General features: G+C 49.2%; 20 protein-coding genes. 13 read left to right on the forward strand and 7 right to left on the reverse strand.

The genetic code is table 11. From position 1 onward, the window contains the following. Positions 1-858: 858 nt before the first annotated feature. Positions 859-5,052 (reverse strand): hybrid sensor histidine kinase/response regulator transcription factor, encoded by a 4,194-nt coding sequence (locus C5O19_RS16455; RefSeq protein WP_104714494.1) that lies wholly within the window; start codon positions 5,050-5,052, stop codon positions 859-861. Positions 5,053-5,236: 184 nt separating this feature from the next. Here C5O19_RS16455 and C5O19_RS16460 point away from each other — a divergent pair, with 184 nt between their 5' ends. The 5 genes from C5O19_RS16460 to C5O19_RS16480 all read left to right on the forward strand — a co-directional run bounded on the left by C5O19_RS16460 (position 5,237) and on the right by C5O19_RS16480 (position 14,333). Next, positions 5,237-7,138 (forward strand): family 43 glycosylhydrolase, encoded by a 1,902-nt coding sequence (locus C5O19_RS16460; protein WP_104714495.1) that lies wholly within the window; start codon positions 5,237-5,239, stop codon positions 7,136-7,138. A gap of 276 nt (positions 7,139-7,414) precedes the next feature. Continuing rightward, positions 7,415-10,426 (forward strand): SusC/RagA family TonB-linked outer membrane protein, encoded by a 3,012-nt coding sequence (locus tag C5O19_RS16465; protein ID WP_104714496.1) that lies wholly within the window; start codon positions 7,415-7,417, stop codon positions 10,424-10,426. A gap of 24 nt (positions 10,427-10,450) precedes the next feature. Then, a complete protein-coding gene (locus C5O19_RS16470) occupies positions 10,451-12,085 on the forward strand; it encodes a RagB/SusD family nutrient uptake outer membrane protein (protein ID WP_104714497.1) in 1,635 nt (544 codons plus the stop codon). 73 nt (positions 12,086-12,158) lie between these two features. After that, positions 12,159-13,145: a glycoside hydrolase family 43 protein gene (locus C5O19_RS16475; RefSeq protein ID WP_104714498.1), complete on the forward strand. Its 987-nt coding sequence runs from the start codon at positions 12,159-12,161 to the stop codon at positions 13,143-13,145. A gap of 45 nt (positions 13,146-13,190) precedes the next feature. Further along, positions 13,191-14,333 (forward strand): glycoside hydrolase family 88/105 protein, encoded by a 1,143-nt coding sequence (locus C5O19_RS16480; protein ID WP_104714499.1) that lies wholly within the window; start codon positions 13,191-13,193, stop codon positions 14,331-14,333. 36 nt (positions 14,334-14,369) lie between these two features. Here C5O19_RS16480 and C5O19_RS16485 read toward each other — a convergent pair whose 3' ends face one another. Together C5O19_RS16485 and C5O19_RS26390 are read right to left on the reverse strand one after the other, a co-directional pair. Then, a complete protein-coding gene (locus C5O19_RS16485; protein WP_104714500.1) occupies positions 14,370-14,888 on the reverse strand; it encodes an antibiotic biosynthesis monooxygenase in 519 nt (172 codons plus the stop codon). A gap of 100 nt (positions 14,889-14,988) precedes the next feature. Continuing rightward, a complete protein-coding gene (locus tag C5O19_RS26390) occupies positions 14,989-15,120 on the reverse strand; it encodes a hypothetical protein (RefSeq protein WP_262509729.1) in 132 nt (43 codons plus the stop codon). 116 nt (positions 15,121-15,236) lie between these two features. Here C5O19_RS26390 and C5O19_RS16490 point away from each other — a divergent pair, with 116 nt between their 5' ends. From C5O19_RS16490 to C5O19_RS16510, 5 genes are all read left to right on the forward strand, one after another. Continuing rightward, positions 15,237-15,449 carry a hypothetical protein gene (locus C5O19_RS16490; protein ID WP_104714501.1) on the forward strand — a complete coding sequence of 71 codons (213 nt, stop codon included), beginning with the start codon at positions 15,237-15,239 and terminating at the stop codon, positions 15,447-15,449. A 237-nt stretch (positions 15,450-15,686) separates the two neighbouring features. Further along, entirely contained in the window at positions 15,687-16,211 is a 525-nt protein-coding gene (locus C5O19_RS16495) for a Crp/Fnr family transcriptional regulator (RefSeq protein WP_207766448.1), read from the forward strand. Between the two features lie 197 nt (positions 16,212-16,408). Further along, positions 16,409-16,951 (forward strand): DUF1349 domain-containing protein, encoded by a 543-nt coding sequence (locus tag C5O19_RS16500; protein ID WP_104714503.1) that lies wholly within the window; start codon positions 16,409-16,411, stop codon positions 16,949-16,951. A gap of 33 nt (positions 16,952-16,984) precedes the next feature. Continuing rightward, complete coding sequence (locus tag C5O19_RS16505) at positions 16,985-17,551, forward strand: sugar O-acetyltransferase (RefSeq protein ID WP_104714504.1); 567 nt, start codon at positions 16,985-16,987, stop codon at positions 17,549-17,551. A gap of 195 nt (positions 17,552-17,746) precedes the next feature. Further along, a complete protein-coding gene (locus tag C5O19_RS16510; RefSeq protein ID WP_104714609.1) occupies positions 17,747-18,145 on the forward strand; it encodes a DoxX family protein in 399 nt (132 codons plus the stop codon). A gap of 81 nt (positions 18,146-18,226) precedes the next feature. Here C5O19_RS16510 and C5O19_RS16515 read toward each other — a convergent pair whose 3' ends face one another. The 3 genes from C5O19_RS16515 to C5O19_RS16525 form a co-directional block, all read right to left on the reverse strand. Next, positions 18,227-18,988 carry a LytR/AlgR family response regulator transcription factor gene (locus C5O19_RS16515; protein ID WP_104714505.1) on the reverse strand — a complete coding sequence of 254 codons (762 nt, stop codon included), beginning with the start codon at positions 18,986-18,988 and terminating at the stop codon, positions 18,227-18,229. 299 nt (positions 18,989-19,287) lie between these two features. Continuing rightward, the gene (locus tag C5O19_RS16520; RefSeq protein ID WP_104714506.1) at positions 19,288-20,001 is read right to left on the reverse strand and encodes an AAA family ATPase; all 714 of its coding nucleotides are present in this window, start codon (positions 19,999-20,001) and stop codon (positions 19,288-19,290) included. A gap of 268 nt (positions 20,002-20,269) precedes the next feature. Further along, positions 20,270-21,139, reverse strand: coding sequence for a 3-keto-disaccharide hydrolase (locus tag C5O19_RS16525; protein ID WP_104714507.1), 870 nt, complete (start codon positions 21,137-21,139; stop codon positions 20,270-20,272). Between the two features lie 110 nt (positions 21,140-21,249). Here C5O19_RS16525 and C5O19_RS16530 point away from each other — a divergent pair, with 110 nt between their 5' ends. Further along, the gene (locus tag C5O19_RS16530) at positions 21,250-22,086 is read left to right on the forward strand and encodes an AraC family transcriptional regulator (protein WP_104714508.1); all 837 of its coding nucleotides are present in this window, start codon (positions 21,250-21,252) and stop codon (positions 22,084-22,086) included. Positions 22,087-22,158: 72 nt separating this feature from the next. On the opposite strand, the gene C5O19_RS16535 is transcribed toward C5O19_RS16530, so the two are convergent. Then, positions 22,159-23,070, reverse strand: a complete 912-nt coding sequence (locus C5O19_RS16535; protein ID WP_104714509.1) for an AraC family transcriptional regulator — start codon at positions 23,068-23,070, stop codon at positions 22,159-22,161. A 245-nt stretch (positions 23,071-23,315) separates the two neighbouring features. Between C5O19_RS16535 and C5O19_RS16540 the strand changes: the two genes are divergently transcribed. Together C5O19_RS16540 and C5O19_RS16545 are read left to right on the forward strand one after the other, a co-directional pair. Next, entirely contained in the window at positions 23,316-24,140 is an 825-nt protein-coding gene (locus tag C5O19_RS16540) for an SDR family NAD(P)-dependent oxidoreductase (protein WP_104714510.1), read from the forward strand. 26 nt (positions 24,141-24,166) lie between these two features. Continuing rightward, the gene (locus C5O19_RS16545; RefSeq protein WP_104714511.1) at positions 24,167-25,393 is read left to right on the forward strand and encodes an enolase C-terminal domain-like protein; all 1,227 of its coding nucleotides are present in this window, start codon (positions 24,167-24,169) and stop codon (positions 25,391-25,393) included. The last annotated feature ends 13 nt before the right edge of the window (positions 25,394-25,406 follow it).

The following is a 25,406-nucleotide window of genomic DNA, read 5'->3' on the forward strand; positions in this document are numbered from 1 at the left end:
AGTTCACCATCACCCGTTTGCTAAACGTAGCCTAAAATGCAGAAGACTTAGCCAAAAAGTTTGGGTAAGAATAAAAGTGTGTACAAACAGTGTAACCCGGCATTTTTCTGGTAAGGTTCAGCCCAAAGTCCTTACATCCTATCTGGAATCAATAAATAAGATTAATTGATGGATTCGCTCAACCCTAATAGTAAGGGCATCTTTATAGTAAAATCAGGCCGTTTGTTCGTATAGTCTTAACCGTTACTTTTGTATCGTCTCGTTCATGCAGAGGGATTGAAACAAGATCTCTGCACCTTAGGGCAGGGCCGGGTTCTCTGGTTGGAACCTACTCCGTTAGTCAGGCTGATTTATGGGGATTATCACAATGACTGACGGAGTTCCTGCACAAGGAAGATTTCTAACGAAGAGTCCATGTAGCATTTTATATCCACCCACCTCTATGTATCCTGGTAAAGGCTTTTTCCGATTATTGGAGAGAGCCTTTATTATTACTTGGAGGAGAACGTAACGAATGCCGCCTACACTCCAGGTCTGATCTAACGAATGGCACCGCTATTTTTGCTGAGTAACTAACAAACAGTATAACCAACGAAGGACCATTTGATCCTAATCAGGCGAAATACACAACCGGATCGTAGTATCGCTCAATTCTTCCCCCTTAACTACCGAATTTGTACCCCGATACAGGCGAGCGGGCGGCTTAGTATTGCCCACCGAACTCACGCTATGAACGCATCGCCTTCCAACCCCAGAAAGAGTCACTACTATGCATGGCTCATCTATGCATTAATGGTAGTGATTATTGGATTAACCTTATTTGTGATTTACACGTTTTAGATTTGTGATTTACACGTTTTAGCTGTAGTCTTCTTCCAGCGGCGTAGTCGTCGTTCGGAATTGTCGGGCGTATTCCGAGGGCGGCACATTGTACAGCTTCTGAAACATTTTCCGGAAATACTTCACGTCTTCAATCCCTACCTGATACGCAATATCCGATACCCGCATCGGGGTGCTGGACAGAAGCTGGGCGGCCCGTTTCATACGTACATCGCGAATGAATTCAACAACGGTTTGTCCAGTAATACTTTTCAGCCGCCGATAGAATACCGACTGACTCATGCCCATTTCCTGAACCAGGATCTGAACGTTGAATTCAGGTTCCTGTAATTGGTTTTCGACAATCTGCATGGCCTTTTCCAGGAAGAACTTATCAGCATCCGGAATGACGACTTCGGAGGGCTCCAGCAAAATTTTTCGCTGGTAGTACTCCCGTAGTTTGACCCGGTTCAGCAGTATACTCGTGATTTTGGCGTACAGGATTTTAGGATGGAAGGGCTTGGTGATGTAATCGTCGGCTCCGTGTTCCAGACCTTCCAGTTCGTACACCGCCGCGGCTCGGGCCGTAAGCAGCAACACGGGTATATGACTAGTTTTGGGATGCTGCTTGATTTTGCGACAAAGTTCCAGACCGTCGCTCCGGGGCATCATAATGTCACTAATGATCAGGTCGGGCAGACTCGTCAGGGCCTGATTCCAGCCATCCAGTCCATCAACGGCCGTCAGTACTTCAAATTCACCGACCAATAACTGGTGCAGATATTTCCGCACTTCTTCATTGTCTTCCACCACCAGCACGCGGAGCGAAATCGGTAACTGACTGGTTGCCGCCAGGAGTTCCGCGTCGGCCTCGGGTAGCTCCAGCGTAGTGGGAACGGCGGTTTCGGGAACGTGAATTTCGGAGGCTTGCAAATGGCGATTCCCGAAAGGCAGGCGGACTGTGAAAGTAGTCCCCTGATTTGGTGCACTGGTTACCGAAACTTCGCCCCGGTGCCGTTCCACCCACTGTTTTACCAACGAAAGGCCAATGCCCGAACCTACAATCTTCAGCGTTTGGGTATGAGAAGCCTGGAAATAGGGATCGAAAATGTGCTCAAGTTCTTCGGTGGGCATTCCTACACCCCAATCCCGTACCTGAATTTCCAGGTAATGCTGTAGAAGCCGACCGTTGTGGTACTCCGCCGACTGCCCGACATCTCCCACCACCTGTAAGGACAAGCGAATCCGGTCCTGCGGGCGGGTGTACTTGAAGGCATTCGATAAGAGATTAGTCAGAATGATTTCCAGTTTGTTCCGGTCAAAATACAGGTAAATGGGCTCCGCTGGTTTTTCCAGCCGGTAATCCAGTTGCATTTCTTCGGCTTTGAGCTGATAAATGAGATACAGTTCTTGTACAAAACTGCTGATGTTTTCCCGACTGGCCTTTAGAGACAAATGGCCCGACTCCACCTTGCGAAAATCGAGTAACTGATTCACCAGATCGAGTAGCTTACGCGTCTGGCTGTGCATGAGTAAGACTTTTTCTCGCAGTCCACTCTGCTGGTATTTGGCAGATACCAGTTCTTCCATCGGCCCCAGGATCAGGGTAAGGGGCGTTCGGAGTTCGTGGGAGACGTTCGTGAAAAAGCTCAGCTTCAAATCGGTCAATTCCTTTTCTTTTTCATGCTGGAACTTTTCAAAAGCCAGGGTATTTTTCAGATCCTGCTGAGCCGTAGCGATGCGGCGGTACAACAGCAGAGCCCCCGTTAGGATACAGCCATAGAGTACGTATGCCCACCAGCTTTTCCACCAGGGTGGCAGAATCGTTACCTGCACCTGAGCGGCCTGGCTCGACCAGATGCCATCGCCGTTGGTTGCTTTCACCAGGAAGGTATACGTACCGGCAGCCAGGTTTGAAAAACTGGCCATGCGTTGTCCGCTGGGCAATTCCACCCAATCTGTGTTGTACCCTGTCAGACGATAGGCGTACCGTTGCTTCTTCGGATTGGCATAATTCAGGGCGACAAAAGCCAGAGAAAAATCGTTTTCGGAGGCCTCCAGCCGAAGATCCGGATTCGCCGAAAACGGCTTTTCCAGCAGTACTCGGCCGTTTAAGGTATCGCCGGTAGCTACAGGTTGATTGTGCACGCGGAATTCGGTGATCTGTACCAGCGGCGGATAGGGGTTCGGACGGATTGCGGCGGGTTTGAAAGACGTAATGCCGTTGATACCGCCGAAGTAAAGCGTCCCATCGCTGGAGCGGTAGGAGGCTCCGACTTTAAAGGAATTACTCTGAAGGCCGTCCGTTACATCATAATGCCAGAGCTGACGAGTACGGGGATTAAACTGATAGAGACCCGTCCCACCAATCCAGAGGTTTCCCGATCCGTCAAACTGTAAACTTTCAATATCATTTTCGGGTACCCAGTGGCGGTAGCGTTCGATGCGTTCCGTACCGGGCGTGAGTCGGTGCAGACCACCCCCGATGGTACCGATCCAGAGGTATCCGACGGAATCTTTGGCCAGGGGCCAGGCGTAATTCGTTTGCAAACTATTCGGATTACCCGGTTGATGCGTAAAGGCTTTCAGTAAAGACAATTTACCCTGCCGGATCTGGAGCTTAAGTACGCCCTGATCCCGCGTACTGGCCCATAAACAATCCTGACTGGCGTCGTACAGAAGCGAGGTAATCTGTCGCGTAGGCAAATTATGCTGATCGGGCGAGTAGGTACCCAGGTAGTTCCCCTGCTCATCGTACGCAAGAATACCGGCACTGCTGGTGGCAACCCAGAGCATACCGTGGCGGTCCTGCGTGATGTGTTCGATGCAGATGTTTCGCCAGTCCGGTCCGTTCGGGACGGGAGCTTGCAGGCGGGGTGCTAAACTTCCGCCCGGAGCCATCCGCAAGAGGCCTTTGTAACGCGTACCGATCCATAAAGTGCCCTGGGTATCCTGATAGATAGCCGATACGTCCATGCCATTATCGCGGCCGAATACCGTACTGCTGAGGTAATTTTTGAAGGTTTTTTGGCGGAGGTCGTAACTGGCAAATCCGTTACGGGTACCCATCCAGATCTGCTGAGCTTTTTCGTCTTTAAAAATAGTATTGATGTAATTGTGAGCCGGAGTCGTAGAGCCTAGCATCTGCCGCCGGATGAGTCCGAATGGTTTCGAGCGGAGTTTCAGCAAGTTTAGTCCCCCGGCTGAAGTTGCCAGCCAGAGGTTGTTAAATCGATCTTCCAGAATATCGTGCACCCGTACGGAATTGATGCTGTATAGATCCGTATCCTGAGGCAGGAAGGTTTGTACATCGGTTACATCCAGCGGCAGTCCGCTACGCTGGGCAGGCCGCATGAGCATCAGGCCATAACTGGTACCAATCCAAAGCCGCTGAAATGAATCGAGAAACAGACTTTCGATCGTCGCAAACTGCAAGGGTAGGGCTTGCGGCTGTAAATGGCCCCCTTGAGCAAGGGTAGCCTCTGAAGCCCAGAATACCTGATTTCCCGTACCAATCCACAAATCACCCCGGTAATCCCGGTGAAGGGCCCGAATCGATGTCTGATTCAGGGCTTGTACCTGCAAAGCTTTACGAGTATGGGGTTTGATAACCCATAAGCCATGATTAAGGGTTCCTACCCAGACCTGTCCGGTACGATCTACCGCGAGCCGGGAGATGCTGGGTTGACCGAAGATCGAAATTCGGGCTATCTTTTGAATATTTCCCCAAGCATCCAGTTCTATGACAAACAATCCGGCCTGATGCGTAGCCACCCAAAGACGCTGAGGAGCGTCAGAGGTAATGGCGTTGATATTTACTTCAGATAATTGCTGAGCCAGAGCCTGAAAAGCAGCGGCTCCTGCACATTCCAGAATACTCGAAAAGCGATCTTTTGAAGCGTCATACAGATATAACCCGGCTCGTTCCACACCCACCCATAGTCGTCCGGCGGGGTCTACATGGAGCGTTCGGACGCGATTGGCTGTCGTGCCCAGGTGGTCATTCAAGGGCAAGTCATACGTCTTTAAGCTATGCCCGTCGTACCGATCCAGCCCTTTGTTGGTTCCTACCCAGGTAAAACCCAGCCGATCCTGAGCCACGCACATGGCGTCACTGTGGGAGAGGCCTTCATTGACCGTAATGTGTTCAAAGCGAAAAGGTGCGGATTGAGCCATCGCCGGTATCAGGCAACAACTCATCCAGAAAATACAGCTTAAGAAAAAGAACTTCATAGATTGGCTAATATGCCCCTCTGTTTTGACGAAAAAAAGCCTCTCCGGCCATTACATAGGTTTTAACTTTGTTGTATGAGTTGCCCATGGGAAATAATTTCGCCCGTAAATCAACTTAAAAAGATCATAAGTTTACTTATTTTCTTCTTATTCGCAAGCATTTCAATTCCTTTTCAAAACCTTTATGTCCTATCGTATCCTTTTTTGTCTGTGGCTTTTCGTGGGTTTTGTTTCCTCCGGATGGGCCGAACCCCTTCGGAAAGAACCCTATTCAGCGTACCTTTTTGTTTATTTTACGGGTAAAGGAGCTAACCAGGAGGCCATACGTTTTGCCGTCAGTACAGATGGGTACAACTACAAAGCCCTCAATTTCAATCAACCGGTTATTCCCTCGGCTGAGATCAGTGCCACGGGCGGCGTTCGCGATCCGCATATTTTGCGTAGTGAAGATGGCAAGTCGTTTTATATGGTAGCCACGGATATGCACACCGTTAAAAACAGCTGGGGACCGAACCATGGCATGGTGCTGCTTCGGTCGAAGGATCTACTGCATTGGAAATCCAGTAAGATTGACATTACGCAAACCTATCCGGCATTCAAGGAAGTAAACCGGGTATGGGCTCCGCAGACCATCTACGATCCCGTCGCAAAAAAGTACATGATTTATTGGTCCATGCGATTTGGGAAAGATGCCGACAAGATCTATTACGCTTACGCCAATGCGGATTTCACGGCTTTGGAAAGTACGCCCCAGTTGCTCTTCACCAACCCTCAGGGTGGGTCCTGTATCGATGCAGATATTATCCGGAAGGATGGCGTGTACCACCTGTTCTATAAAACGGAAGGCAACGGTAATGGCATCAAGCAGTCTACCGCCAAACAATTGACGGGCCCCTATACTCAGCACGACGCCTACCTGCAACAGACCAATGATCCAGTCGAAGGCTCCGGAATTTTTAAACTCAACCATTCCGATCAGTACATTCTCATGTACGATGTCTACACCAAGGGCCGCTACGAATTTACGACCAGCAAAGACCTGGAGCATTTTACAAAAGTAGACCACGAAATTTCCATGAACTTTCTCCCCCGGCACGGTACCATTCTGCCGATTACGCAGGCCGAGTATCAGGCTCTGACGAAGCAGTGGCCGCTGGCGAATAACCCCGTACTGGGTGGCCATTTTGCGGATCCGGAAGTGCTGTATGCGGAGAAAACGGGTAAGTTTTATCTCTATCCCACCAGTGATGGTTTTGATAACTGGGGAGGTACGTACTTCACAACCTTTTCGTCCACGAATCTGGTAGACTGGCACGACGAAGGCGTTATTCTGGATTTGCCTAAGCAAACCACCTGGGCCAACCGCAATGCCTGGGCACCGTGCATCGTGGAGAAGAAAATCGGCGGCAAGTATCAGTACTTTTATTACTATTCGGGAGCCCAAAAAATTGGCCTGGCCATCGCCGATGAACCGACGGGACCCTTTACCGACATTGGTAAGCCTTTCATTGATAAACATCCCGAAGGCATTAAACACGGGCAGGAAATCGATCCGGATGTTTTTACTGATCCGCAAACGAATAAAAGCTATCTATACTGGGGAAATGGCTATCTGGCCGCGGCGGAGCTGAGCGAAGATATGCGTTCGCTCAAACCCGAAACGCAGAAAATTCTAACGCCGGATCAGACCTTCCGCGAAGGTACCTACGTCATCTATCGGAAAGGAACGTATTACTTCTTCTGGTCGGAAGATGATACCCGCAGTGAAAACTACCGGGTACGCTACGCTACAGCAAAGTCTCCGCTGGGTCCTCTGACTATTCCATCCAATAACCTCGTCATCGAAAAAGACAAGAGTCGGGGGATTTACGGTACGGGTCACAACTCGGTGATTCAGGTGCCGGGCAAGGATGAATGGTACATCGTTTATCATCGCTTCCGCTACCCCGATGGCATTACGCTGGGCGATGCGGCGGGCTATAATCGCGAAACCTGTATTGATCGGCTGACCTTCAATGCCGACGGCAGCATTACTCCGACGAAACCCACCTTGGAAGGAATTGCTCCCGTGACTCTAAAGAAGTAAACCTGGCTTTTCATACTTCAAAACAGCTGGTGCTCTGAGCATCAGCTGTTTTTTTATGGCCTAAGCAGTCCTGCCAATCGCCTTTGGAAGAACGTCTTATTAACTCGCTGATACTGAATGTAGCAAAGTCAAATTTACACCCGCTTTTTGACGAAATCGTCCCCGATTATTCTGCTTGAGGACCTCTACTTTTGGACTATTCAAGTAAATAGTTTAACCGACCGCTATCGATTGAATATTAATTCTACCAATAGTTAGACACCTTTTTTACTTCTTATGAAATTTAAATGGCTACTTATTTGTGGAGCGATGTTACACCTGCGAGGTGGATTCGCCCAGCCCTGGACCGGAAGTCCTTTATACGCGTCAGCGAAAACTTCCCGTCAAGCCATTATCATCACCGGGAAAGTAACCGACGGCAACGGACAGGGAATTCCCGGTACTAGCGTTTCCTTAAAAGGAACTACGCTGGGAACGAATACCGACACCGACGGGAACTTCAGACTCCAGATTCCCGAGGGTACGTCCAGTCCAACCCTGGTTTTCTCTTACGTAGGGTATGCCACGCAGGAAATAGCAGTAGGCTCACAGACTACCATTAATGTCCAACTGAAAGACGATAGCCGAGCCTTGAGCGAGGTTGTGGTCGTAGGCTATGGTACCCAGAAACGTTCGGACATTACGGGTTCGGTGGCTTCCGTACCTAAGGGACGTCTGTCGCAATTACCCGTTACTAACGTATTGCAGGCCGTGCAAGGATCCGTGGCGGGGGTAAATATCTCGCAGCCTTCTTCCGTACCCGGTGCTTCCCCTTCTACGACCATTCGGGGCCAGAACTCGATTAACGCCAATTCGGGACCGTTCGTGGTGGTGGATGGTATTCCGCTGAGCAAGACCGGCGGTTCGCTCAACGACATCAACCCGAACGACATCGAGTCGATGGAAATTCTGAAGGATGCCTCTGCCGTAGCCATTTACGGTACGAACGGAGCTAACGGGGTAATCCTGATTACGACCAAACGCGGTACCACCGGTAAGCCTACCATCCGCTACAATAATTACGTAGGAATTGAAGAGTTCTCGCACATTTTGCGTCCCCGAAACGGAGCGGAATACGTTCAAAAATACGCCGATTTTATCGCACAAACGGGGCAGACGGCACCTTTCCCCGTTCCGAACTACGACGAGCTTCCCAATTACAATGCCGGTATCACGACCGATTGGATCAAAGAATCGACCCAGACGGGCGTATTGCAGGACCACAACTTGAGCATTTCCGGCGGTTCACCCAACGTTCGGTACTTCGTTTCCGGCGAGTTTCTGGATCAGAAAGGTGTAGTGAAGGGCTATAATTATAAGCGGGCCAGTTTCCGCTCGAACCTTGATGTGACGCTGACGGATTTTCTAACCGTGGGAACGTCGCTCTTTATTGCCAACAATAACCGCGACGGTGGCCGGGCCAACCTGCTGAATGCTTCAGCCATGAGCCCCTACGGCCAGATGTACAATACAAATGGGACGTATAAAATCTTCCCGATGTTCCCGGAACAGTTGTACACGAACCCCCTGCTGGGTTTAACCACGGATCGACTGGATCGGAGTACGAACCTGAACGGAAACGGCTACGTAGAGGTGAAGTTGCCCGGTAAACTGGACGGTCTGAAGTACCGCATGAACATTGGGTACTCTTACATTCCAGCCCGTACGGGTAGCTACGTAGGTCGTGCAGCCAATGACCTGATCGGAACAGCGAATACGTTTTTCTCAGAAACCAACAGTTTCACGCTGGAAAACATCCTTTCCTATACCAAAGATTTTGGGAAACACCACTTTGATTTCACGGGTCTGTACAGTGCTCAACAACGGAAATACGGTACTGCCTCGGGTGAAGCGAAAGGTTTTGTGAATGATCAGCTTTCCTTCAACAACCTCGGAGCGGGTGCTACCCAGTCCAGTAACTCCTACGCGGATCGCTACGCCCTGAATTCTCAAATGGGTCGGATCAACTATTCGTATGACAGTCGCTATCTGCTAACCGTTACAGCCCGGAATGACGGATCGTCGGTGTTCGGAGCCAACACGACGAAGTACGGTCTGTTCCCCTCGGCGGCTTTGGGCTGGAATATCAGCAACGAAGCCTTTATGAAAAATCAGAGCCTAGTTAATAACCTGAAACTGCGGTTCTCATACGGGAAAACGGGGAACGAAGCCATCAGCGTGTACCGGACGATTACAACATCCAACACGGGCCGCTCGCCTTTCAACGGCATCAGTACCATCGGAACCTTCCCGGGCAACCTGGGTAACAACAATCTGCAATGGGAAACGACCTTGAGCCAGAACTTAGGTGTGGATTTCGGACTCTTCAACGACCGCATCAACGGAAGCCTGGAACTGTACAAAAACCGCACGAAAGGCCTCTTGCTGTTGCGTAGCCTTCCCATCCTGACGGGTTATTCCAGCGTATTCGACAACTTGGGAGAAACCTCGAATACCGGGGTTGAAGTAACGCTGAACACGCGTAACCTGACGGCTTCGGATTTTAAGTGGGAGACGACCCTTGTCTTCGCCTCCAACCGTAACCGCATTGTGGATCTGTACGGAGATAAGAAAGATGATTTAGGTAACCGCTGGTTTATTGGAAAGCCCATCAGTGTCATCTACGATTACCGAATGATCGGGGTTTGGCAACAGGGCGAAAGTGCGGCCGATCAGGACCCCGGAGCCGTTGCGGGAGATTTGAAGTTTGCCGACATCAACGGAGATGGTAAGATTACTCCCGATGGTGACCGGATTATTCTCGGACAAACGGCTCCTAAATGGACGGGCGGTTTAACCAACACTTTCCATTACAAGAATCTGCACTTGAGTGTATTCATTCAAACCGTACAGGGAATAACCCGTAACAACGCGGATTTGACCTACGCTGACGAAACGGGCAAACGGAATACACCCATTGAAGTAGGCTACTGGACGGCTGAAAACAAAAGCAATACCCGGCCTTCGCTCGCTTACCGCAATACGCGGGGCTACGGCTACGCTTCAGATGCGAGCTTTACGCGGATCAAGGACGTCACGCTGAGTTACAATCTGAGCCAGAATCTGGCGAACAAATTGGGTCTGGGTAGCCTAACTGTATACGCCAGTGGTCGGAACCTGTACACCTTTACCAACTGGATCGGTTGGGATCCTGAGGCCGTACAAAGCAGCCGTGGTTCAGGAGATTGGACTAATAACTATCCCCTGACTCGTTCACTGGTACTGGGCTTAAATGTTTCGCTTCGTTAATACGCGATTTTACTCTTGAACACGATGAAAAAAATATATCTAAAGCTGGCGGCCCTGGCGGCAGTAGCTCTGGCAACTTCGTCCTGCCAAAAAAGCTTTCTTGACGAAAAACCGTATTCCGCTTACACGCCCGTTACCCTAAACGATTCGCTGGGGCTTAATTCCTCCCTGGTTGGGCTGTATAATCACACCAGTACGTACTACTCGTGGTCAAGCCGGCAGGGCTGGCTCAGCGTGTGGCAAGTGGGAACGGACGTGGCCAATGCCACGGCCAATCAGCAGGGCATTGAAATTCCGTATTACAACTACACGCTGCTGACCCCTACGGACGAAGCTGCGGGCTATTTCTGGAACCGGAATTACATCATGGTGAACCTCACCAACACGATCATCAATTCCGTCGATAATCCGAGCTTGACGGGAATCAGTCAGGGCGGTAAGAATCGCATCAGTGCCGAAGCTAAGTTTTTCAGAGCGTATGCGTACAACAATCTGGCTACCTGTTTTGGCGGCGTTCCCGTGATTACGACGGCGTTGACGGGCCCTAAAACGGATTTCGTGCGGGCTTCGCTCGATGAAGTAAACAAGCTTATCGTGGAGGATTTGACTTTTGCGGTCAATAACTTACCTGACATAGAAAGCGTAGGTAGCAACACCAAAGGAAAGTTGTACGGTCGGGCCCATAAGTTCATGGCCATGCAACTACTGGCAGAAGCTTACCTGCGAATGGACAAACCCGATCTGGCAGAGACGCAACTACAGGGCATCATCAACAGCGGACGGTTTAAACTGGTGAAAGGTCGGTACGGCATTCAGTCGACGCAGCCCGGTGATTATTATCACGATATGTTTATTTACGGAAACCAGCGACGCGTACAGGGCAACACCGAAGCCATCTGGGTACTGGAGCAGGAAAATCCTAACACGGTGGTCGGCGGTATTACCGATAACCCGCAACATCGCCGGGTATGGGGAGCGGCTTACCACAACGTACCGGGTATGGCTCTTTCCGACTCCACGGGAGGCCGGGCCTTGGGTCGTCTGCGACTGAGCAACTGGGTACTTTATGAACTGTACAAACCGGGCGATATGCGTAACTCGCAGTATAATATCCGCCGTCGGTACACCTACAACGATGCTAGCAGACCGGCGACCTTCGGAAAACCCGTCCCTTATGCGGGAGCAGATACGGTATTTAACCTGGCTCCCCACACCACGAAATGGTACCAGTTTGACCCCAACGATACGTTTGGTTACGCCATGATCAAGGACATGGTGCTGATGCGTCTCGGTGAAACTTACTTGCTTTTAGCGGAAGCACAGGTGAAACAGGGTAAGCTTGAAGCCGCCGCGGCTAGTATCAATGCTCTACGGGAGCGGGCTTTCCCGGGCTATCCAGCCGTAGGTAGCGTTTCGGCCGCGGACATGACGCTGAATTTCGTGCTCGATGAACGGGTGCGGGAGTTGATCGGCGAAGAAAACCGCCGGATGACGCTCATGCGTACAAAAACACTGGTAGAGCGGGCAACGCGTCTGAACAGCAACAATGGGTTCAACCCCACGCGTGGTTTGACTAATACGCATTTACTGATGCCGATTCCTTTAACGGAAATCCAGTTAAATAAAGATGCGGTTTTACAGCAAAACCCAGGGTATTAATGATTACCAGTACTTTAGCGTCCGGATGGGTTTCCCAGTCCGGACGCTTTATTTAACAACACGCTCTAGATTCATGAAAAAGCTATTTTTAACTTTTAGTTTGCTAACGGGTCTGGTTACCTCCGGCTTTAGTCAATCGCAGAAAAGAGACGCATTTACGCCGGGTGAACGCTGGTATGACGAAAACGGCGAGCTGATCAACGCCCACGGGGGCGGCTTGCTCTATGATCGCGGGACCTACTACTGGTTTGGTGAAATTCGCGGTACCAAAGCTTCCGAAGGCGTCAGCGTGTACACGTCCAAAGACCTCTATCACTGGAAAAATCAGGGTGTGGCCCTGCCTAAATCATCCGACCCCACCAGCGAAATTGCCGTGGGTGGCCTGATGGAGCGGCCCAAGGTAATTTATAACCCGAAGACAAAACAGTACGTGATGTGGTTTCACCTGGAGCTGCCCGGCAAAGGCTATGACGCCGCCCGGGCGGGCGTGGCGGTTAGCGATAAAGCCACGGGTCCGTATCGCTACGTGAAGAGTTTTCGGCCCAATGGACACATGTCGCGGGACATGACCTTATTTGTGGATGACGACGGCTCCGCCTATCACGTATACGCTGCCCGGGATAACTACGACTTGCGGATTGCTAAACTCACGGACGATTTCCTTTCCGTGACGACCCAGGATACCCTGCTTTTCAGCAAACACCGGGAAGCACCGGCCCTGTTTAAAAAAGAAGGTAAGTACTACCTGATCACCAGCGGCTGTACGGGCTGGAAACCCAACGCCGCCAGTGTACACGTAGCATCATCGCTGATGGGTCCTTATCAACTGTTGGGTGACCCGATGCGGGGACCAAATGCGGAACTGACCTTTGACGGACAATCCACCTACATCCTACCAGTACCCGGTAAAAAGGACGCTTACATTTTTATGGCCGATCGCTGGAATCCCAAGGATCTGAAAGACAGCCGCTACCTGTGGCTTCCCATTCAGTTTGAAAAAGGTCAGCCGGTCATTACCTGGACGGATCGCTGGAATCTGCGTTCGACATTTCCGAAATAACCAACGTTTTCCAAAACTAAATTCCTATTGAGTCAGAGAGAGCACATGTTTAAATCTATTCTATTAAGTCTGGGTTTGATTGGCTTGGCCTGCACGGGCTGGTCCCAGCAACGCCCTACGGCAGACCAAGTACTGACATCCATCGAAAAAGCCAATCAATACTGGCAGTCCACGCATCCCACACACGGCCGGGCCTTCTGGGACAATGCGGCCTACCATACCGGAAACATGGAAGCTTACTTCCGTACGGGTAAGGAAGCGTACCGGCAGTACTCGGAAGACTGGGCTGAGCACAACGAATGGAAGGGAGCTAAATCGGCCGATTCGACCCAATGGAAATATTCATACGGAGAAACGGATGACTACGTATTGTTTGGCGACTGGCAAATCTGCTTCCAAACCTACATTGATTTATACCGACTGAAACCGGAGCCGCACAAAATTGCCCGGGCGAAGGAAGTGATGACGTACGAAATGAACACGCCTCAGTCGGATTACTGGTGGTGGGCCGATGGATTGTACATGGTGATGCCCGTGATGACCAAGCTGTATCAGGTAACGGGTAATCCGCAGTACCTCTCCAAGCTATACGAGTACTTCACCTACGCCAACGGTATCATGTACGATCCCGCAGAAAAGCTTTATTACCGCGATGCCAAATACGTGTACCCCAAACATCGGAGTACGAACGGCAAAAAAGATTTTTGGGCTCGGGGAGATGGCTGGGTTTTTGCCGGATTGGCTAAAGTATTACAGGATTTACCCAAGGAAGATCCCCATCGCAAGGCGTACCTGACCCGTTTTCAGGAAATGGCCCAGGCTGTTCTGAAAACCCAGCAACCCGAAGGATACTGGACGCGAAGTATGCTCGATCCGGCTCACGCTCCTGGTCCCGAAACCAGTGGTACGGCCTTCTTCACCTACGGCTTGTGCTGGGGAATCAACCACGGCTATTTACCGAAGAAAACCTATCTGCCCGCGGCCCTTAAAGGCTGGCAGTACCTTTCAAACGTAGCTTTGCAGGCCGATGGTAAAGTAGGCTACGTGCAGCCCATTGGTGAAAAGGCCATACCGGGACAGGTAGTAGATGCCAATTCCACGGCCAATTTTGGCGTAGGTGCTTTCCTGCTCGCGGGCTGCGAACTTCATCGCTTACTCTCGAAGAAAGCAGACGCCATTGCTCACTGATTTTGCATAGTACCGATGAGTAGTTTTCCAATGGCTTTACCGATGCGGGTGAAGCCATTTTTTTAGCACCTTGGTTACGAAAGGCATCACCACCCAGGTAAGTAAACCGACCATACACGCCGCCGTGATCAGTAATCGAAGAACGATAGGGAAATCTTTAATAAAAAGACCGACGGTAAAGGTTAGAAAAAGACTCGTGGGAAACACCCCACACAAGGTAGCCAGGGCCATTTTCCAGCGGGGTGGTGCCCCCGGTGACCGAAACCAGGCTTCCAGACCGTTGAGTTGTCGGTACACGGGATCTTCGGTTAGCGTAGAGGCATAGGCCTCCCAGTCTTTAAACCGTTGAGAGTTGTAAAAGGCATCGCGTTCCGCTTCATTGGCGAAGGTTCGCAAAATGCCGATTTCACCACTGTCGGGTAAAGAGGTAAGCATGGCGGCTCCGTGAACGCCCCCGTGCGAAAAGGATTCACCCAGAAAACGGCGTAACGATTCGCGAAATTCGGCTTCTTTGCCCGGGCGTACTTTACGGGTAATGGCAACGTGGATAGGCATCGGTTTTCGGTAGGATCGAGGGCTTTAGCGAACGTTAAGATAAACGTTGTACACAAAAGTACAGGCAAAGCCTATCTTTTCCAGCAGTTGTCTCCTTCGTTTATTGAACCAGTAAGGGGCTGAAAAAGCTTGGTATGTCTTCAGCCAGGGTTTCGGGAATTTCCCCTTGAACTAAACGATGAATTGTCGTCGGATGCAATGTATCCATTAAGATCAGTAAGGATTTTTTCATTGGCTTTTGATAAAATCCAGATACCTGAGCTTGCTTTTCTTCTCCTTACTTAGACCGTTAAAGTGGCATTGGCACTTGTTTTTAGGGAATCGAACGAAAACAACCTTTGCATATCTATGAAAACCGCTGGACTCCTTTTAATCGTTGTTGGTGCCATCATGTTAGTATGGACCGGATTCTCCTTCACCAAAAAAGAAAAAGTACTGGATATTGGCCCACTGGAAGTATCGGCTGATAAAAAAGAAACGGTCAACTGGCCCCCCTATATCGGAGCGATTCTGGTGGTAGGAGGAATTGCCGTAGTGGCAATGTCCAGACGCAGGGCCTAACCCAATATTTGTTAGGGCGTGAGTAACGGCTCAGACTCATTTTAGGGTAAAAAAGCGATAACGTTTCAAACGTCATCGCTTTTTTACTTTATGAACGACCCTACGTAGTAAGGAATTTCCCGTATTAGTGTCCTATATTTTTGAAAAGAGCAGCCCTCGTACAAACCTTCGCTACCTTCGTGCTTTACTAAAACGCGTACCGTGGAGATTGAAGAAATACTGGGTAGGATTGATCCCATGCCACAGTCCTCTCAACAAAAACTGATTCAGGAGTTGGCGTTAATCACAGTACCGAAAGGGCATTTGCTGATGAGTGCCGATCGACTGGCCGATCAGGTGTATTTTATACGAAAAGGCGTAGTGCGGGCGTATGTGCTGCATCAGGAACGGGAAGTGACGTTCTGGTTTGGGCAGGACGGAGATATTGCCATGTCGATGAACAGCTTTACCATCCGTAAAGCTGCGTTTGAATTTCTCGAAGCCTTGGAAAGTACAGAGGTATACGCCATTTCTATCGAAACGTTGCAGGACCTATACCAACAGGATATTCACCTGGCCAACTGGGGCAGAAAATTTGCCGAATCCGAATTACGACTGGCGGAGGAACGTTTTACGGCTCGTCAATTCAAAACAGCTCGGGAACGTTACGAGGATTTTCTCAATAATTACCCTGGACTGCTTCAACGGGTACAATTAGGTTATATCGCATCGTACTTGGGCATCTCGCAGGTTAGCTTGAGTCGAATTCGAATGAAACCTTAAGCTGGGGTTGGGTTTCAACCAACCGCCTTTTTTAACATTTGTAAAAAAGTTTAATCATGGTTAGCTTCTAGTTTTGCGGTTTCACCCGACAAAGGGTGTTTTTGTGTACCTTCTCTGTATTCCCCATGAAGAAACTGCTAGTTAGTAGCTTTTTTTTATTTTCCTCCCTTCTGGTTTCTGCCCAAACGAAATCTTCTATGCAATGGCTTAATCCCCCCAAACAGTGGAGCGGCGATGCTCAGAAATTATCCCTGACGGTAGAACCCAACACCGATTTCTGGCGGATCACCCATTATGATTTCATCCGCGATTCCGGACCTTTTTATTACCAGGAACTAACGGGCGATTTTGAGGCTACTGTAAAAGTTACCGGTCAGTATCGGGAGCTCTTTCATCAGGCCGGGCTGATGGTTCGTATCGATGCAAAAAACTGGATCAAAACGGGTATTGAGTACGTCGATGGCGTACAGAATGTCAGTGCAGTGGTAACCCGTGAGTTTTCAGACTGGTCGGTGGTACCCCGACACGATAGCCCAGCTTCCCTCTGGCTAAAATTACTCCGCAAAGCGGATTATGTTCAAATCGAGTATTCGTTTGATAATCAAAAGTTTGAAATGCTTCGATTAGCGTATTTTCCGCCCGGTGTTAAAGCACAGATCGGTATGGTAGCAGCAGCCCCGGGTAAAGAGAGCTTTCCCGTCGTATTTGAAAATTTCGTGGTTAAACCTGTTCATAAGTAAGGGTGCCTGCGAGAGTTCTAAGTACTAAAAGTCATGAAAACAGAAAAAGAAAAAATGCTGGCGGGGGAGTTGTACAACGCTCTGGACCCCGAGTTGACGGCGGAACGGACGCGAGCCCGTTTGTTACTAAAAGCCCTCAATGAATCACGGGAAGATGAGCCCGAATCCCGAGCCCAGCTTATCCAGGAATTGCTGCCCCAGGCGGGTCCTGGCCTTAACATACAGCCACCATTCTACTGTGATTACGGAACGAACATTGAGATCGGTGCAAACGTATTTTTTAATTTCGACTGTACCGTATTGGATGTAACGCCGGTTCGCATTGGAGCCCGTACCCTATTTGGTCCCAACGTGCAGATTTATGCGGCCACGCATCCCATGGATGCTAGGGTACGGGCGGAAGGACTGGAAAGTGGCAAGCCCATTTCCATTGGAGAAGACGTATGGGTAGGCGGTAGCGTGGTTATTTGCCCCGGCGTGCACATTGGCGATCGTTCGGTGATTGGAGCGGGTAGCGTGGTTACCCGTGACATTCCTGCCGATGTATTCGCGGCTGGCAACCCATGCCGGGTGATTCGACCGTTGGATTCTCAGGGCTAAGTCAATCTGGGGAAAGCGAGGAAAGCAGTGGAGCAATTCACTGCTTTTCTGGCCTAGGAAAACAGCTGCAATCTATGTCCCCGTTCGTAGTGTCCGGTCTGACCCGTATTCTGTCCAGTTCGCCCGAAAACGGCTAAGCTGACTAAAATTCAGCGTTCATTTTTGCTTCACGATCACGAAACAATGCATGCCATTATGAACGCGAAAACAAACAAAGCTATCTACTGGACGGGTGTGGTACTGACTTCTTTATGGTTCGGAGCCAGTGGAATCTTTGAACTAACTAAGAATCCGCTGGTATGGAGCATCACGGTACAACTGGGGTACCCGCCACACTTTATTTATACTCTGGGGCTAGCCAAACTCTTGGGCGTACTGGTCCTCCTACTACCCAACCGATTTCTTCGTTTAAAAGAATGGGTTTTTGCCGGTGTATTCTTTGACATTGCCTTTGCATTCTTTTCCAAACTCAGTGTACTGGGATTTCCAGCGACGGTAGACGCCATCGTCGCTTTCGTAATGGTATCGGTAACTTACCTCCAGTTTCGAAAGTTGTATCCCGCTACGTATACTTCGCTTATCGCCGTGAAGTGATGTCACTAGGTATCAAACAAAAAGCCGCAAGGGTATCTTGTGGCTTTTTGTTTTTCAAGAGATAATTGTTGAAAGCAAAGTTTAACGCTCTTCCATCCAGGAAAGAAAACTGTGCGATTTTTCCTTGTTCACCAGTAGTTTATCGGGCGTTTCGATGACGAGCTTCACCAAGAGTTTTCGCAGGAAATAATGCTCCACTTCCTTAATGGCCCTGAAATTGACGATGTACTGCCGATTGAGGCGAAAGAATTGCTTGCTGGATACTGAACTGGTGAGCTGATCGAGCGATTGATTAATTGAAAACGCCTGCCTATCGAAGCAGACGATGTGGGTTGCCTCATTGGCAACGTAGAAATAGGCAATGTTTTCCGTTTGAACGGTCGTATATTTTTGGTTTTTAAAAACCAGAAAACTCGTCTTTCCAGCGGGTGCCCCGAGCCGGGCTAGCAGGTCGCTTAAATCCGGTACCGTCTTTTGCTGGAAGAAATTCTTTAACTCATCTACTTTCCTCAAGGCCTCGCGAATGTCTTCTTTGGAAAAAGGTTTGAGTACGTAGTCAACCCCGTTCCGTTTGAAGGCCTCCAGTGAATACTCATCAAAGGCCGTACAAAAAATGACCGGACAGGAAATTTTCACAGCCTTGAAAATTTCAAAACACAAGCCGTCGGCTAATTGAATGTCCATGAAGATCAGATCTGGTTGTGAGCCTTCCTGGAGTGCCTGTACCGAACGGTCTACGCTTTGATATTTCCCCGTAATGGTAGCATTCGCACGGAGTCCGAGGATCGTGTTTTCGAGGGATTGGGCCGTTCGAAGCTCGTCTTCAATGATGATGATATTCATAGGTGAACGGGAATTAAAGGGGAAAAATACGATGCTTACCAACAGCCATCAAAAGCTCGGTACGATTAGTGTATGTACAAAAATAGCTTTAGTAACTGTCCGCAAAGTTGTTACGGATGGATAGGAACAAAAGTAGTTTCGAAAAGCAGGTCCCTACTAGCGTCCCGGGGTTGAACCAGTCTAATTGATAGCTGAGTTGGACCTATTCAGGGCTGAATGTTGTACGCGTAAAATGGCTTTTAAGAAAAATCCTCCGCTCAGTTCGGGCGGAGGATTAAGTAGATCAGCGTATGATACAATCAGAATGATTGAACCTCTTGCGATTCAAGCGATTGGATAATGAGCGATTTGAGGCCCGTGAATAAATGATCCTTCGCTTCGGCGTAAGACACTCCATACTTACGGTCCACGTGATGCAAGGATTCGGGAAAAGCCTGGAGCAGGGTTTCGTAATAGGCATCCAGTTCCTCCGGTCCCGGCATCTGATAGCGTAAGGTCAGTTGAAAACGTCTCCTAAGGGCCGGATCAATTACTTCCAGGTGATTGGTAGCGGCTACGAGTAGGGCCGTGTCGGGCAGGTAGTCGATCAATTGAATGAGTGAGTTAACCAGTCGCCGCATCTCGCCTACATCCTTATCATCCCTGATTTTACCCAGGTGATCGAATTCGTCGAGAAACAGGATGGCTTTATCCCGTAAGGCCCGGTCAAAAGCTGCCTTAACATGACCCGCCGTCTCACCAATTTTGGCGGAAACGACTGTACTCAGGTCCAGAATATACAGGGGTTTATGCAGGGCGGAAGCCATGGCTTTAGCCGTGCTGGTTTTTCCGCATCCGGTGCTGCCCGCCAGCATCAGCTTGTTCGTCACGGGAAGATTGTACTTGCGGAGTTCCTCCACATACGTGTATTCTTTAATGACTTGCTGAAGGTATCTGCGGTTCGTTTCGTCTAAACGAATATCCTGCCAATCAATTTTTTCTTTGTCGTGAATCAGTACATCCCATGCATTCATGCCGTAACGCTCGTGTTCGGGGCCTTAGCTTACCCTTGTTTCTGTTTCGCAAAGGTACTTCCTTATGGAGGAATACGTTTGAAAGGGGTTAAGGTTTGAGTGGTTTAAGGTTAGAAGTAACAGGTTGAAGGGGCTAATTAAGGCATACAGGAGAAGCATGTAAACGTTCGTAGTACGGTATTAATCGTTTTGCTGTCCAAAATCAAAATTTTCCAGGCTGCACCGTAGGCACAACCTGGAAAATTCTTCTCTCTGATAGAGAATGTCATTAAAACAAACGCTCGTAAGCCGGTGGCATTTTTTCCAGCGGTTTAATACGAATATCCCGAAAGAAAACCTCAGCGGCCTCACTCTGTAGCTGGAGTTTGCCTTTCGTCATCGGTACTTCCTTACCTTCGGGCGTTATGTAGCGGGAATTTTGAAGGATCATCACCACGTGGCCATTCACGATATGAAGGCTTTTCCCTTTGAAGCAAATTAATTCAAGCGTCGTCCACTCGTTGCCGGGCGTCTCGTAATTGCCCGAACGCATGCAAAAGCCATCGCCTCCTTGTTTGAGAGTACCAAAGGGTTGTTTTTCGTCGGCAATCCGGCTCATACTTCCTTCCGATGGGTACGAGCGAATATCGATGGCGGAATTGGCCTGACACCAGAAATCGCCCATGTGCCCTTCCATAATCTGAAATTCTTGCGAGAGCATCCAGGTCCGCCAGTAATCAGCCCCTGCTTCTCCAATGGAATGGTAGAGGATACCGGAATCTTTCAACAAGTTCATACGCGGCACGTATTTCTTCTGGCCCCATTTTACCTGAAGTTTTAAGTGGTAGTTTTCGTAGGACTGCCGTGAAATTAGACAGCCATACATCTCTCCACTAACCCTTAAAACCGGACCACCCTTTTCATCAATCACCGAAAATACCTTTAAAGAATCTTTGTCATACCCAACGGGAGCAATTGGGTTACCAGCTGCGTCTTTCGGTACTTTTCCATTATAGCCGGGTTTGTGTGCATAGCTTAGATAGCTTTGCCATTGGGAAAGATCTTTATCCAAAAGTGGGGTCCATTCGTCCGCCGTTTTCAGGGATGAAAATAGAATCAGGAGCGTAAAGCACGTTATCTGCAGGAAGATCTGTTTCATAAGGATAGGATGTTCAATCTGTTGTAAAAACAAATGTACAGATGTGACTTTAGCCTCTAATTGTAAAAATCCATTATCTATCGGTAGATTTACGGGCAGGCTCTAGCTCTATGAAACGCTACATTTTACATACTCCCTTCAGTATCTACCACTTCGAAGCCCAAACCTGGATGCACTCCGTCCATAAGCATACGTACTTCGAAATCATTTTTGTACTGAAAGGGAAGGGCATTCATCACATCAATGGTAATACCTTTCCCTATCAGGAGGGCGACGTTTTCCTGTTGGGGCCGGAGGATTTCCATTTCTTTGAAATCGAAGCGTTGACCGAATTCAGCTTTGTCCGTTTTAATGAATCGATTCACAAGGAACACCCTTCTGATAAGGATCGGCCCTGGCAACCCGTAATTCGGACGCTACTGACGACCTCCTCGCAAAGTCGGGGCTCTTTGCTGGTGGATAAGCAGGAGAAACAGAAGTTGCACCAGTTACTGGCGGTGTTGGAAGCCGAATCAGCGAACGATCAGACGCCTTATTTTGAGATTGTTCGGGATAGTTTGATGCGGAGTATGCTGATGATTCTGGCTCGCAACTTATTCAGGGAGACGCCCGCTAAACCGGTACTGAAAGATTCAGTGGAGGCCATTCTTGGTTACATCAAACAACATATTTATCAACCCGAAAACCTGAGTATTGAGCATCTCGCCCAGACGTTTCATTATGCTCCCGCGTACATCAGTCTTTTGTTTAAGAAGCAGACGGGAGAATCACTGAAACAGTACATTGTCAAGTATAAGATCAAACTCATCGAGGCTCGTTTGCTGTATAGTCAGCTTAGTTTGAAGGAAATCGCGGATGAGTTTGGCTACACCGATGAAAGTCATTTTTGTAAACAATTCAGAAAATACACCGGTACTACGCCGACGCTGTTTCGGAAGCGGGATTAAAAAGCAATGGATACTACGGGATATGAATGCAGTGAGGTGGAGTCGTTCAATTCGTAGTACATAACAAAAGAACTACCCCGATGACTGGCTTTTTTTTACCGTAAGTCGATATTGTTCCGGGGATTGGCCGATGTTCTTTTTGAAAATCCTGGAAAAGTAAAAAGGATCATCATAGCCCAAACTTAGGGCAATATCTTTGATTTTCGTATCATCAGCGTAAATCAGCTGACAGGCTTTCCGCATTTTCAGGTGAATTAGGTAATCGACGGGTGCCATGCCCGTACCCTTGCGAAAGAGCATGGAAAAATACGAACAGGAGAGCTGATGCTGCTGGGCCAACTCTTCCACCGATAACTTCTTGTCGAGGTTTGAACTCATGAACGTGATGGCGGCGGAAATAATATCGTCCTTCTTGTTTCGCTCGGGTAGGGAAGGCTTGGGCGGGTATAGAAATAGGGATGCCAAATACGTCAGACGCATATTCGCCTGAGCCAGGTTGTCCAGACTATACCCCCATTCCAGGCTCTGATAGGTTTTATGCCAGATATCGATGATGTGTTCGTTAAAAGCCAGGTTGATCGGTCCGTTTTCGGGTATAATGTGTAGCGTCTGATTAAAAGCGTCAATCTGAGGTCCGGTGAAGTGTACCCAGTAAATCGTCCAGGGATCTTCGTAGTCGGCCCAGTAGCGAATGTACAAATCCGTAGCGGGCAGCAGGATATACTGATTGGCTCCCACTTCAAATCGCTGATCCCCAATGACGTAATGGCCTTTTCCCTGTATACAATAAATGAGAATATTGTCTTCGCAGCCTTTCCTGCGTTCCCGGTAATGAAACAGAGCCTTGGGAAAGTAACCAATGTGGGTAATGTACAAAGGAAACAAGGCCGGGTTCGGCTGGATGATGTCCCGAAGAACGCCACTCGGTATACCAATTAATTTCTCGCCATCGAATCCGTCCCTTCTTCGTAAGGTGCTGCTCATTTTATGGGTGATTAATTAGCGGTGAATTTTCCAGCCCTTTGGCTAATTCATATGCTTATCACCACGAAAGTACGTTAGAAATTATTTTTTATGTTCCTATTGTTCTATTTAAACGCAAAAATTCAGGGAATAAAAATCATCAAATAATCCATTAAAATAAGTAAATACTCTATAGCCCAGGCTAGGGTAGGGTTCTACTTTTGGCGAATCATTTCCTGATCTAAACCCAATAACCCATAGATGTGATGCCTATACCTGCCACCAATGCGGGCTACCTCCTGGCGGACAAAGTGGTCTTTTTGACCGGAGGAACCGAAGGGATTGGCTTCGAATGTGCCCAGGCCTACCAGCGGGCGGGAGCCCGCCTGTGTATCGTTAGCAATGACCGCCTTAGCATTGACCGAGCCCGCACAGTACTGAATCCGGAGGCTACGGATTTCGTGCTCGCCGATGTGGCTGATTCGGGTGAAATCAAACATGCCATCGAGCATTGCCTCCGGGTATTTGGGCAAATCGATGTGATACACAACAACGCCGGCATATCCAGTCCCTCGAAAGCCCTGCATGATACGTCCGAACCGGAATGGAAAACCTTATTTGAAGTGAACGTAGGCGGCATTTATCATACCACGCTGCACGGTATCGAATCGCTGAAGAAAACCCGGGGTACGATTCTCAATACTGGAAGTCTGGTCGGCGAGATTGGCCAGGAAATCCACGCTGCTTATACCGCCACCAAAGGAGCTGTTAACGCTCTTACCAAATCCATGGCTTTGGATTACGCCCCGCTGGGTATCCGCGTGAATGCAGTAGCCCCGGCGGGCGTACTGACGCCCCTGCTGCGGAGCTGGAGTCAGCAACAGCCCAACCCGGAAGAAGTGGAAGCGTATCTGAATCAGATTCATGCCTTAGGGTACTGTCCCGAAGGGGATGTCATTGCCGACGCCTGTCTGTTCCTGATTTCGGATATGGCCCGGTTCATCACCGGATGTATTCTGCCCGTCAGCGGTGGAGCGGAGCTGGGTTACAAAAAGTTGCTAGCACCGCAAGCCCTGGAAGCAAAAGTATAAATGCACCTAACCTTATTCCTTTTTATATGATTTATAAAGTTGCCGTTCAGGATGCCCGCTATCCACTCGACAAAAGTGCGGGAAGTGACGCCATTCACCGGGACCCCGTATATTCCTACGCGGTCACTCAATTGCTGGATGAAGGAGGATGGACGGGTACGGGATTAGCCTTCACGCTGGGAGCGGGTAACGACCTGGTTTGTCAGGCGGCGAATTATTACGCTCAGCGTCTGATTGGACACGATATTGAAGCCGTTATGGCGGATTTCGGTAATCTATTCCGAGCCTGGTCGAACGATCCCCAGTTTCGCTGGCTAGGTCCGCACAAGGGAGTCGTCCATCTGGCTCTGGCTTCGGTGACGAATGCCTGTTATGACCTTTGGGCAAAAAAACGTGGGGTACCACTTTGGAAATTATTATTGGATCTGTCACCCGAAGCCTTAGTCCAAACGCTGGATTTTTCCTATTTGGAAGATGAAATGACGGCGGAGGATGCTTTAGCCCTGCTTACGAGCCAACAAAACGATCGACGTTCCCGCGAAGGAATTTTACAGAGTGGCTATCCCGGTTACGATACCTCGGTCGGTTGGTTTAATTACTCGGATGAACAGGTACGCAGCAATTGCCAACAGGCACTCGACGCCGGATTTTCGGCCATTAAATTAAAGGTAGGTTCGGAAGACGCCGAGCGGGATATCCGCCGGGCTTATTTATTACGGGAAGTCGCTGGTCCCGAGGTGAAAATCATGCTCGACGCGAACCAGCAGTGGAATCTGCCCAAGGCGAAAGCGGTTTGCAAAAAGCTAGCTGCCATGAACCCATTCTGGATTGAAGAACCCACCCATCCCGATGACATCCAGGCTCACCAGACATTGGCCCAGGAGATTGCTCCGGTGAAACTGGCTTTAGGTGAACACGTACCCAATAAAGTACTGTTTAAGAATTACTTACAGACGCAGTCGGCGGCATTTATTCAGGTAGATGCGGTCCGCGTTGGTGGCGTTAGTGAATTCTTAACGATCAGTTTACTGAGTAAAAAATTTGGTATCCCAGTCGTTCCGCACGTGGGAGATATGGGCCAATTACACCAGCATCTGGTACTCTTCAATCACATCGCCATGGGGCATAAAGCCCTGTTTTTAGAACATATTCCGCACCTGAAAAAGCACTTTGTCCATCCGGTTCGGATTAATCACGGCGTTTACGAAACGCCGCAGGAACCAGGTAGTAGCTGCGATTTACTCGGCGTTTAAGGGCCCCTTTCTT

The organism is Siphonobacter curvatus, assembly GCF_002943425.1.
Lineage (GTDB): Bacteria > Bacteroidota > Bacteroidia > Cytophagales > Spirosomataceae > Siphonobacter > Siphonobacter curvatus.

What these genes read in the sequence shown, in the direction of transcription:
- C5O19_RS16460 (WP_104714495.1), top strand. Translation starts at nt 5,237, where the DNA reads ATGTCCTATCGTATCCTTTTTTGTCTGTGGCTTTTCGTGGGTTTTGTT.
- C5O19_RS16495 (WP_207766448.1), top strand. Translation starts at nt 15,687, where the DNA reads ATGCCACAGTCCTCTCAACAAAAACTGATTCAGGAGTTGGCGTTAATC.
- C5O19_RS16465 (WP_104714496.1), top strand. Translation starts at nt 7,415, where the DNA reads ATGAAATTTAAATGGCTACTTATTTGTGGAGCGATGTTACACCTGCGA.
- C5O19_RS16470 (WP_104714497.1), top strand. Translation starts at nt 10,451, where the DNA reads ATGAAAAAAATATATCTAAAGCTGGCGGCCCTGGCGGCAGTAGCTCTG.
- C5O19_RS16530 (WP_104714508.1), top strand. Translation starts at nt 21,250, where the DNA reads ATGAAACGCTACATTTTACATACTCCCTTCAGTATCTACCACTTCGAA.
- C5O19_RS16505 (WP_104714504.1), top strand. Translation starts at nt 16,985, where the DNA reads ATGAAAACAGAAAAAGAAAAAATGCTGGCGGGGGAGTTGTACAACGCT.
- C5O19_RS16515 (WP_104714505.1), bottom strand. Translation starts at nt 18,988, where the DNA reads ATGAATATCATCATCATTGAAGACGAGCTTCGAACGGCCCAATCCCTC.
- C5O19_RS16540 (WP_104714510.1), top strand. Translation starts at nt 23,316, where the DNA reads ATGCCTATACCTGCCACCAATGCGGGCTACCTCCTGGCGGACAAAGTG.
- C5O19_RS16455 (WP_104714494.1), bottom strand. Translation starts at nt 5,052, where the DNA reads ATGAAGTTCTTTTTCTTAAGCTGTATTTTCTGGATGAGTTGTTGCCTG.
- C5O19_RS16535 (WP_104714509.1), bottom strand. Translation starts at nt 23,070, where the DNA reads ATGAGCAGCACCTTACGAAGAAGGGACGGATTCGATGGCGAGAAATTA.
- C5O19_RS16510 (WP_104714609.1), top strand. Translation starts at nt 17,747, where the DNA reads ATGAACGCGAAAACAAACAAAGCTATCTACTGGACGGGTGTGGTACTG.
- C5O19_RS16500 (WP_104714503.1), top strand. Translation starts at nt 16,409, where the DNA reads ATGCAATGGCTTAATCCCCCCAAACAGTGGAGCGGCGATGCTCAGAAA.
- C5O19_RS16490 (WP_104714501.1), top strand. Translation starts at nt 15,237, where the DNA reads ATGAAAACCGCTGGACTCCTTTTAATCGTTGTTGGTGCCATCATGTTA.
- C5O19_RS16545 (WP_104714511.1), top strand. Translation starts at nt 24,167, where the DNA reads ATGATTTATAAAGTTGCCGTTCAGGATGCCCGCTATCCACTCGACAAA.
- C5O19_RS16475 (WP_104714498.1), top strand. Translation starts at nt 12,159, where the DNA reads ATGAAAAAGCTATTTTTAACTTTTAGTTTGCTAACGGGTCTGGTTACC.
- C5O19_RS16485 (WP_104714500.1), bottom strand. Translation starts at nt 14,888, where the DNA reads ATGCCTATCCACGTTGCCATTACCCGTAAAGTACGCCCGGGCAAAGAA.
- C5O19_RS16525 (WP_104714507.1), bottom strand. Translation starts at nt 21,139, where the DNA reads ATGAAACAGATCTTCCTGCAGATAACGTGCTTTACGCTCCTGATTCTA.
- C5O19_RS16520 (WP_104714506.1), bottom strand. Translation starts at nt 20,001, where the DNA reads ATGAATGCATGGGATGTACTGATTCACGACAAAGAAAAAATTGATTGG.
- C5O19_RS16480 (WP_104714499.1), top strand. Translation starts at nt 13,191, where the DNA reads ATGTTTAAATCTATTCTATTAAGTCTGGGTTTGATTGGCTTGGCCTGC.
- C5O19_RS26390 (WP_262509729.1), bottom strand. Translation starts at nt 15,120, where the DNA reads ATGAAAAAATCCTTACTGATCTTAATGGATACATTGCATCCGACGACA.